The organism is Moorena sp. SIO3I8 (genome assembly GCF_010692325.1).
Classification (GTDB): domain Bacteria; phylum Cyanobacteriota; class Cyanobacteriia; order Cyanobacteriales; family Coleofasciculaceae; genus Moorena.
In genome coordinates, this window is record NZ_JAAHHW010000183.1 from 1 (window position 1) to 9,712 (window position 9,712).

6 protein-coding genes and 2 pseudogenes are annotated in these 9,712 nt (G+C 42.4%); 2 read left to right on the forward strand and 6 right to left on the reverse strand.

Going from position 1 to position 9,712, the window contains the following annotated elements:
* Nucleotides 1–133 precede the first annotated feature (133 nt).
* From F6K51_RS33840 to F6K51_RS33860, 5 genes and pseudogenes are all read right to left on the reverse strand, one after another.
* Nucleotides 134–679, reverse strand: a pseudogene (locus tag F6K51_RS33840) (IS4 family transposase); the annotation flags it as partial.
* An 83-nt stretch (nucleotides 680–762) separates the two neighbouring features.
* A pseudogene (locus tag F6K51_RS33845) lies at nucleotides 763–1,170 on the reverse strand (IS4 family transposase); the annotation flags it as partial.
* Nucleotides 1,171–1,233: 63 nt separating this feature from the next.
* Nucleotides 1,234–1,971, reverse strand: coding sequence for a DUF3365 domain-containing protein (locus tag F6K51_RS33850; protein WP_365940511.1), 738 nt, complete (start codon nucleotides 1,969–1,971; stop codon nucleotides 1,234–1,236).
* Between the two features lie 363 nt (nucleotides 1,972–2,334).
* A complete protein-coding gene (locus F6K51_RS33855) occupies nucleotides 2,335–3,117 on the reverse strand; it encodes an HAD family hydrolase (RefSeq protein WP_293029450.1) in 783 nt (260 codons plus the stop codon).
* A gap of 212 nt (nucleotides 3,118–3,329) precedes the next feature.
* Entirely contained in the window at nucleotides 3,330–3,467 is a 138-nt protein-coding gene (locus F6K51_RS33860) for a hypothetical protein (RefSeq protein WP_293029453.1), read from the reverse strand.
* A gap of 1,164 nt (nucleotides 3,468–4,631) precedes the next feature.
* Here F6K51_RS33860 and F6K51_RS33865 point away from each other — a divergent pair.
* The gene (locus tag F6K51_RS33865) at nucleotides 4,632–5,003 is read left to right on the forward strand and encodes a hypothetical protein (protein ID WP_071104262.1); all 372 of its coding nucleotides are present in this window, start codon (nucleotides 4,632–4,634) and stop codon (nucleotides 5,001–5,003) included.
* A 355-nt stretch (nucleotides 5,004–5,358) separates the two neighbouring features.
* Here the strand turns inward: F6K51_RS33865 and F6K51_RS33870 are convergent, their stop codons facing one another.
* Complete coding sequence (locus F6K51_RS33870) at nucleotides 5,359–6,117, reverse strand: hypothetical protein (RefSeq protein ID WP_293029456.1); 759 nt, start codon at nucleotides 6,115–6,117, stop codon at nucleotides 5,359–5,361.
* Between the two features lie 874 nt (nucleotides 6,118–6,991).
* Here F6K51_RS33870 and F6K51_RS33875 point away from each other — a divergent pair.
* On the forward strand, nucleotides 6,992–9,172 hold the full coding sequence (locus F6K51_RS33875) for a cellulase family glycosylhydrolase (RefSeq protein WP_293029459.1): 2,181 nt from the start codon (nucleotides 6,992–6,994) through the stop codon (nucleotides 9,170–9,172).
* The last annotated feature ends 540 nt before the right edge of the window (nucleotides 9,173–9,712 follow it).

The window sequence follows — 9,712 nt, forward strand, 5'->3', positions numbered from 1 at the left end:
ACTTGTGAGTAGATTTTTTTCTGGGTCATAATTGGGATTTTTATTGACTACCCCATTTACCCAGATTTTTCTGTTTTGTCCAACCCCTCCCCTACTTGCTTTTCAAGCACTTGTGTCCGTCAGCAAGGTCCTGAACTCCTTTTTTATTAATTATTTCTCCTTTAATTGTAGCAATAAAGTAAGCAAAAGAGATTATAATAAGTAAAGATATAAAGCGTTTACCGACAACATTACTGCCTTCCATATTATATCCACCGCTTTTATAATCTCGGAACATTTCCTCAATATCAAAACGTTTTTTATAAGCGGATATTGCCTCAGACAATTCGCTCATATTTGTTAGAATAAACCAACCTTCTTGGCTTACTGACTTTCGATAACTTTTCTTCCATTTACAGGCAATACTAAATCCTGATACTTGTTGAGTTTTTGTGACTTTAACCTTTTCAAAAAATAACGAAATTCCTGGTTTTAATCCCGAATTTTTCAAGGAAATCCAACCCTGATTTTTTAGTTCAATTTGCTCGTTTTTTTTAAGTCTTAAACAAAACTTAAACCCTTGTTTATCTAGCCACTCAGCCAATTTAACTGAACAAAACTCTCGGTCTCCCAAAATAACAACATGATAGCTATCAAATAGCCCTATAATAGTTGAGAGTATTTGTTTTTGCTCTTCAAGTTACCGTAGAACAGTGGAGCCTTTATGGGTGTTCGGTTCTGCATAAAAGGGTTAAATCTTTTGTAATAAGGCTCCACTGTTCAAGGTTTCGTCTCCGAAAAATTACTTGAACCAAGTTTTGAAAGAAGTTCAAAGTAAATTGGTATTGCTCGGTTTTTATAAATTATACTAACCACCAATAAATTTTTGTTATTCCAATTAGTTCTATCGATGGCTAAATAGATTTTTTGCTGTTGATCAAATTTTTGATAGAGCCATTCTCTAACAATTGGAAACCACATTTTTTTTATTTGAAATATTGGTAATGACAAAAATCTTTGTAACTTTTTACGCCTTGAGTTACATTTAATAGGCAAAGGTAAAGATTCAGCAATTTTTTCGAGTTTAACATTCTTGATATCTTGGACAATAATTACTACAAGGTAAAAAAACAATAATTGAGATTCGGAAAGGAGATTTTTTAGATGTTTTTGATATAATTCTGGTAGCATTTTGAATTGATAGGTCGTCTTGACAATTTCTGACCTATCTTTTTTTACCATAATTCGCTCAATTTAAGATATATCAAGGGTTACAGGGCGCTTGTCGCCCCCCCAGGGTTTTTCCAGTAAATTATCTACTACTTCCTTACTCAGGTAACGCCCAAAAATCAGGTAACGCCCAAAAATTTGACTAATAATTTGATTACTTTTTTCTAAATCTTGGTTAGCTTCAGCCAACTCAGCCGTGCGTTCCGTAACCCGCCTTGTTAATTCCTTTGCAATTTGACGCAATCTACCGATAACTAGAATTAGCCCTGAGAGTGCCAACACAGATAGTCCTCCTAAGGTGATAAATGTACTCCTCAGACCCATTTGTGTGTGTCCCACAAATTTGTCTAGAGGCTGAATAATTTTCAAAACACCTCTGACATCTCCTACTTTCCAATCCATCTTGGGACTATCCGGATGGCTGTTATGACAAGCAATGCAGCTAGACTCCATAATTATGGCTTCTGCATATCGAAATGAAGAACGACCTTGGATTTGCTCTTGGCGAAAAAATGACTGAGTGGGATATTTTCTCAAGAATCTGAGTGCATCCCATTCAAAATCATCTTTCGGACCCCCTTCAGCTTGTCGATTGGGAAAGGGATAATCACTGTAAAGCCTGATTAAAGCTCCCGTATCATTGGCACTAATGCGCGAACCCAGTTCTATCACATAGGTGGCTGGATTAGGAATTGCCCCTTTTTTGGTAGTGTAGTTATGGGTAACAGTAATTCCATCAACAGTTTTAGCACGACTAACCACCTCAGTACTGTAGAGGTTACGTGCCTCATTAATAACTTGAGCAGATAAGGTTGAATAGTCTAGTGCGTGGGATTAAATTAGATCCATGGAGAGACGAGACATGCTTGAAAGGGCAATTCCCACTCCCAGGCAAAACATGATTGTTAGAACTAGGATTATTCTCTGAAAAATTAGCTTTAATAACCAGTTCCAGAATTTAAAAATTAGGTGTAGCATCCCATAGAAACCCCAACCGAAAAGCGTTTTATGCAAAATTCCTTTCACATCTGGTTGAGAAGACCATCTCAGAGGTGATAGTTATAGAGTTCCCTGAAATGCTGCCAAAACCTAAATTTTCCTTCCAGAAGGACTAATACCTAATAGTTAATCAAGCCAATTTGAAAAATCCTGGGAAAATTGCTCAAGAGACAACAACTGAATTCTCGGGTCATTACCAGCAGATTCTTGCTCAGCTTTGGTATTGTAGCCCCAATCAGCTAGATAGAGTTTGACCGGTTTAAGGTCTGGCTGCTGTTGCACAGATTGAAGGGTCTTAAGCCGATCTTCCACAAACCATAGTGTTACGGCTTCCCCTGGAAAAGTTTCTATTAATTGTCGTAGGGTTTGATGTTTGGGTCGTTTGGACTCCTTGCCAATAATTCTGTCTTGTGGTAATTTAATACCTTGTTGCAGCAATAGTTGTTTGATGAAGCGTCCTTCTTTAGTAGAAACAATATATACCTGTGTGGTATTTGTGGAAAGTATTTGCTCCAATCGCTCAATCACACCGGGATAAAATTGGTGTAGACTCAACCAACCATCTAAATCGGTAGTAATCCATTTATCCCGAATCGTGTCTAACTGCTTGGCTGTATCGGTTCTGTCTAAGGTCTCAGAATTAACGATAGACTGGGCAACTGTTGACCAATCCTGCAAAATCTCGTCTTCTGAAATACCGAGAATCAGGGCGTGAATCAATACTGGCATTTCCCAGCCGGTTTCGATCACAGGTCGTAAGCGGTAGAAGCTAGGTGCTAAATTCTCGGGTGGTGTTTGACTGCCGGGTTTCCAAATTTGACAGTATGTACGCCACGCCGTCTGAAAATACTCTAATAGTCCGTTACACAGAACACCGTCAAAGTCGAGAGCAAGAATTGTGGGTACCATTTCACTTGATCAATACTTATGAATACTACAAATTACTATACTCAAGATTAAGGGAAAAAAGTCAAAGATTTTACCTTTACATTTTCCCCTTAATCTTTACCCTTATTCAAGAATAGATAGCAATGTTTAAGTGAATTGGTATAATTTTATAGCACCCTATCAAGTTATAGTATCTATGCCACTCCAGCAAATTTAAGCAGATTGAGCTTTGCTCACGCTACGCGATGAAGCGTTCGCGAAGCGTGGCCAAAGGCCTCAGCTTCCGCGCTTATGCGATCGACAATACCAAATTTTCCTGGATGTGAACCCAGTGTTGGTGTCCAATCTGGGTCTTGATTTAGATAAGACATACGGTCTCCCTGCAGCAGACCAATAAAAACTTCTGCTACAATCCGAGCACCTACAGATCCTAAGGTTTTACCACCAGCTCGCGCTATCTGCTTCCCTGAGAATATAGAACCACAGGGGTGTTCTACGGGCTAAGACAGAACTAATTTCAGTCACATCTGCCAGTTCCTCAGGACTAAGGGCTTGAATCCGTTCTTAGATAGAGTCGGCCATGTCTGGTCATTGCGTTTCCTGTGTGTTGTTTACTAGTTCTTTGAGTATGGATTTCGCCACCAGCTTTGGACAGTACCCGTGTGGGTACCTTTTTTGACAAGGCCAACGTCATGTATGCAAAAGTCCCTCTTTGGTCAGAGTTTCAGAATTTAAAGGTGAGGGACTGCTGGCTTGGGAAATATGCGATTGGCCTACGGCCACGCTACGCGAACGCATTACTCCCTAAATTACTAACTCACTCTAGCGCTATATATAAGTGAGGAGCTCTCAAGGAATAAGCGCGTTTTCATTTCACCTGAAAATGCTATACTTGTTAATCCAAACCAGTATTCCTCCTCAAGGAACCATAAAAACTAATAGGAGTCACCACCTAATCCAGGGTTTTTGAGATCAAGTTTTTTGATGATCCCTTGTCCTGTAGCCATCACAATCCTGATTCAAGGATGACATGTTAGTAAAGGATAAAGGTAAAGGGAAATTTTTTTGGTTCATCCCAGGTTACTGTAACTCTAAATCTTGACTATTGGTCAGAGCAATAACTGGAAAAACGCGCTTCCTGGTAAGTTATTCCCGCCTAACAGATGGGGGAATAAAATTAAATCAAAATTGGCCATAAACCTAAATTAGTCTTTAACTTGAGTAAACCTCCCAAAAAATTGCCAAATATGGATTTTTTTTAAATTAATTTAAGCGTTATCAAATTGCATAACTGAGTAAATACTATCAACCCATGTTCTTTTGCACAAATCAATGACGACAGCTACAGCTACATAAATTTAGGGTTTAGATCACCAGACCTATTCCCTAGGTATACCAATGGTAATACATTATGATCCCATTGGATAAATTCTCAAGGGATTTGTTCGTTGTAGACTAGAACGAATTTTAGCGAATCCATTTTTCATCAATTACCATAAATAAAATAAGAGCTATAATAAACTTAGAGGTACAAAATGAATACTTGGGTAAAGTCAGAAGCTGCGTACCTAGAAAATCATCGCCCGTGGTACGAGGGACCTCATGGCACTTGCAATCTCCTCAAACCCACTCTAATCCACATGGGAGACGATAAGCCACTTCATTTGATGTTCCCTGTCCATTGGACTGAAGCTATAGATGCCTTACCTCAAGCTAAAACAATGGCACGGCAACTCAATGGGTTCTTAGTACTACTGCTTTATGGACAGGCATCTGACCAAGAAATTCAATCCTTGGTACTAGAATTAGCAGAAGCCCAAGTTCTCCCCCTATGGCTAGGTTGGCAAAATAGGAAAAGGTTCGACCGCATTGTAGCAATGCTTTCCAATCATTCTGAGCTTAATTGATGTCAGTGCATATGATGTCAGTGCATAGTCAGGGTGCATTCAAGCAATTCAGCATTGATCTTGACAGTGCTTGCATGCTTTGTGACGATAATTCTTTAAGAATCAGACCTTGAATTATTGAAGCAATAGAATTATTGAAGCAATCCACATGAACATTATGAACAGACTAGAAACACTCCAGCTGAGGTGATTAGGGCTTTTATTAAAACATTACGTGGTAAGATTTCGGTTTGACTGGAAAGAAAAGCTAATGACTAACCCTTGATATGACTTAACTATCAATATCTAGGAATTAGCCATTACCAAGTTTTTTTTGATAGCTATCTGATCACGACTACTCGAGTGAGGTTTTTGGTCACCGTCTTTCCATAGCCTTTTTTACAGTGACCATCTGAGACATAAGATGCTGAATTTTAGTGTAGAGTTGGTCAAACTCATCACGATTAAGGGAAGTTGGGTTGATCTGTGGCTCCTGAGCAGCATTGGGTGGAGCATAGGCTAGAAATGATTGCACCGATGGAAACCTAGCCGTAGCTGCTCCCACGTCCAAGTCAGGTTTAGTGGGGGATTGAGTGGATGGTTCATGATCCACTGTTTGATTGGTAATGATTACAGGTTCAGTTACCGACTCAGTTTCGGCAATCGGATGGTAGGTTTTGAGCAAGGGTTCGGAAGTGACTTGCTCAAGATTGGTAATTGGCTGGTAGTTGTCGTTCAAAGATAGTGAAGTGTCTTTGTCTGAGGTAAACTCCTTCAGTCCAGAAGCGTCTAACCTAGAGTCTGATAGCTGAAGTGTCTCTAACAATTCCTCCTTTTTCCTGAGATTTTCCTCAAGACCCGATAACTGTGCCTCTATATCAGACCGGTTGCGGTCAGCGGAGCGCCATCCGGTCATCGCCACTGTAGCAGTTCCTACAGTCAGACTTAGTAGCGCTGCTAAGCCCAAGTAAGGTGGAGCTACGTCCATTAGTTTACCGTCAAACACTGGCTCCTCTTGTACTTGGATATTTAAAGGTCTAGAGCCAAACCAAGCTAGTGGTATGGTTAGGACTGTAAAGAGTGCAGCTGAAAATACAATTGGTTTCAGGACAAATTGCTTAATCGGAGATGTCATAATCAGTAGTTTCCTTCGATAGTTGCCGCATCAGCCATTTAACCTGAGCCGCGTAAGACTTTGCCAAGTTTTGATCAAGTTGTGATCTGTTTAGTCTTTCGCTCACTCCTTATCGGTGGTCAGCGGCAGAAGTTTTTTGTAGCTGCACCCTTTAATACTTTGGCTTTTCTTTAAGTTAATCCGTAGTGATCCCATGTTTCATAAAAGTTTTATGAAACCCTTCACTAAGTTTATGAATTTTACATGAATAAGTAGTGAAGGTATATTTAGAGAAATAAGTAGTGCAGGTATATAAACCCCTTCTAGATTGAAACTTGCAGTTCCTAGTGATTACCTGAGAACTTTACAATTAATCAGAATACTCCCTTCAAAACCGAGGGTTTTGAAGGTGGATGTGGGGGAAACTAAAAAGGGTTATGGAACTAAAACCCATGTTCAATAAGCGTTCGACTGTATGCCCCCCCAAAAGTTGGTAAGTTTTTTTAATACCTGCCCTGACTTAGTCTTTGGAATCTGTCAAGACACTTTGTGAAGGTTGTGTGACAACCTCCCAGAAATCCCTAGTTGATTTCGAATCTAGCCTTTACCCATCAAGCATTACATGATTTTTAACCAGGGGAATTGTCGGGTTTCGGTTTTGAGGAGATACACTGACATTAGGGCTAGTTTTGGGTATTGATATTAAGGGATTGTCTATCGTAACCTACCCATTGCCCTATATATAGTATAGTGGCTTAATTTAGTTTTTCGAGTTAGCCAGGGTGACGGAAGCTCAATCTCAAGTTCTTAGGTGCGCTCTTACTTGGCGAATTAAATTCGCCACGGGTCGCACCTCTAGTTGTGACTAACTCTACCTCTTCTCTTGTAGAAACCGATGTCTAGATTTTTCCGGCACATATCCCGAGTTGCCCGCATCCTATCAACTATCCTGCTGACAATCATCAGCCATTTCGGGCAGCCTCGACGGCGCAAGCCTGGGCATAGTAGGCTTCCTAAGTACCAGCGAACCAAATTTACACTTCCTTGGCGAATCATTGGTCTTGGCTTAGCGTTAGTCTTTTTATCCCTGATGGAATTAACCTTGCCTTCTCACCATCCTGTTGATGCAGCCAATGCTGCAAGAACCATGCAGCTACCTCTTTCTACCCAAGGATCACAACTACTTGATTCCCTAGGTCGCCCGATATTACTCAGAGGGGTGAACTGGTTTGGGATTGAGACAGAGTTGCATGCTCCTCATGGGTTGTGGAAACGAGACTACAAGGATATGTTGGCGCAGATCAAAAGCTTGGGCTACAACATGATTCGGCTGCCGTTTTCTATCCAATCCCTAAGAGCCTCAGAGGTCAGTGGGATTGATTTCAACATCGGTAGCAATCGGGAGCTTTACGGTAAATCGCCCTTGGAGGTCATGGATGCCATTATCAAGGAAGCCCAGCAGCAAGGCATATTAATTTTGTTGGACTGTCACCGACTCAATGACCAACGTATTCCTCCATTATGGTATGGGGATGGGTTTACGGAAACTGATTGGATAGAAACCTGGAAAATGCTGGCAACTCGTTACCGCAATCAGCCTAATGTCATTGGTGCAGACCTGAAAAATGAACCCCATGGTCGAGCCAGCTGGGGAACAAACGATCTAGCCACTGACTGGCGACTGGCAGCACAGAGGGCTGGTAATGCCATTCTTGCAGTCAACCCCAATTGGCTGATAGTTGTTGAAGGTGTGGAAAAGAATGTTCCAGGTCAACGACTAGCAACCCATTGGCATGGGGGTAATCTGGAAGGAGTTAGGGAATATCCAGTACGTTTGTCTAATCCCAATAAGCTGGTCTATTCCCCCCATGAATACGGCCCTGGAGTTTTCAATCACCCTTGGTTTTCAGAGCCTAGTTTCCCTAACAATTTGGAATACCGCTGGGAAATTGCTTGGAACTATATCGCTAGAGAAGGCATTGCGCCGATTTTGATCGGAGAATTCGGTGGTAAGGAGGTAGACCCTAACTCAAAAGAGGGAGTTTGGAAGCGGCGGCTGGTAGATTACATTAATCGAAACAACCTCAGTTTTGCCTACTGGAGTTGGAATCCCAATAGTGGGGATACTGGCGGGATCCTGCAAGATGATTGGCAGAGTGTGGAGGCTCCTAAGCAACAACTGCTTCAGGGACTGCTAATTGCCAACAATTTCGCCCCGAACGTGGGAGTTGCTCCGATTATCCCCTCAATTTCCATACCGCGACCAAGTTTCCCACCAGGCAGAACCAAACCAATGCCCACGCCATTGCCGAATTCCCAACCCAGCTCAATCGGGCAAATGCCTACACCAACGCCAAGTAGGCAGCCATCCAGGAGGGTTGCACCACTACCTCCACCCCTATCCAATCCCACACCCAGGAGGGTTGCACCACTACCCCCACCTTTACCTAGTACCAACCCTGGTGTAATCGCACCGTTACCGGCACCGTTACCGGCACCATCACCGGCACCATCACCAACTGTCACACCAAGGCAAGTTACACCCCTACCCCTACCGTCACCCCTTGCCAATCCAGGTTTAAAGGAGCCACTACCTTTACCATCCCCCAGTGCGACACCCAGCGACATGGCACCCTTACCTTCACCGCCACCCGATACCAACCAAGGTTTAAGGGAGCCAATGCCAACACCCGAACCTAGCCCTAATCTCCCTAACCCTAATCTCTCTACAAGGTCACAGACTAGAAACCGTGTCCCTTTAAAAGTGGTACCTAACCTGCATTCAGATTGGCAAGAAGGATTTTGCATCGGCATACAGGTTATCAATGAGGGCAGCACTAAGGTTGAAGACTGGGAATTAACATTCCAAATGAATCAAGCTGCGATTAACAATAGTTGGAATGGTAATTTCCAACCCCGTAACATGGAAAACTCTCAATCCTCTAAAAACTATGTGGTCACCCCGCTGGATTGGGGACGATTGATCGAACCTGGTCAAAGCCGTCATTTGGGATTCTGTGCCAACAAGCTTGGGTCTGACTACAAACCCAAGCAAATGTTGGCATCAGGGCAATAAAGATTGAATGCGTTCGCGTAGCGAACGCATCTTGCTGACAGTACTTACCAAATCAGACAGAGAGCTTTAGCATTGTTATCACCCCGTGAGCTTTTAACTGGAGTTTAGACTAACTGGGGTTTCCCAAGAATGCGTTCGCGTAGCGTCGGCTTCGCCGAATCGCTAATCCAGAATGCGTTCGCGTAGCGTCGGCTTCGCCGAATCGCTAATCCAGAAGGGAGCATGTCACTTATGCAGCAACATTAGTACTAAATCTCTAGCCCGCTCATGGGTTTAAGCTTGTTAAACTAAGCCGGGGAGTCGCCTCACCCAACTCGTCTACAAAACCGGACGTGAAGGTTTCCCTTCATCCGGCTCCTCATCATGGGAACCATTGACATTGGTACCTCTACCATGGGTTGATATCCAACGACCTAGTGGGACTAAGCGCGATAATTAAAGGCATAAATAGTGCTATCCTATATAGGGTCTAGTTTTTAGGTTGGTTACTTTGTCCCTCCAATCCCATGAAAGAAACTGTTTCCACAGCAATGCCTCCAT

What these genes read in the sequence shown, in the direction of transcription:
- F6K51_RS33860 (WP_293029453.1), bottom strand. Translation starts at nt 3,467, where the DNA reads ATGTCTTATCTAAATCAAGACCCAGATTGGACACCAACACTGGGTTCA.
- F6K51_RS33855 (WP_293029450.1), bottom strand. Translation starts at nt 3,117, where the DNA reads ATGGTACCCACAATTCTTGCTCTCGACTTTGACGGTGTTCTGTGTAAC.
- F6K51_RS33870 (WP_293029456.1), bottom strand. Translation starts at nt 6,117, where the DNA reads ATGACATCTCCGATTAAGCAATTTGTCCTGAAACCAATTGTATTTTCA.
- F6K51_RS33875 (WP_293029459.1), top strand. Translation starts at nt 6,992, where the DNA reads ATGTCTAGATTTTTCCGGCACATATCCCGAGTTGCCCGCATCCTATCA.
- F6K51_RS33865 (WP_071104262.1), top strand. Translation starts at nt 4,632, where the DNA reads ATGAATACTTGGGTAAAGTCAGAAGCTGCGTACCTAGAAAATCATCGC.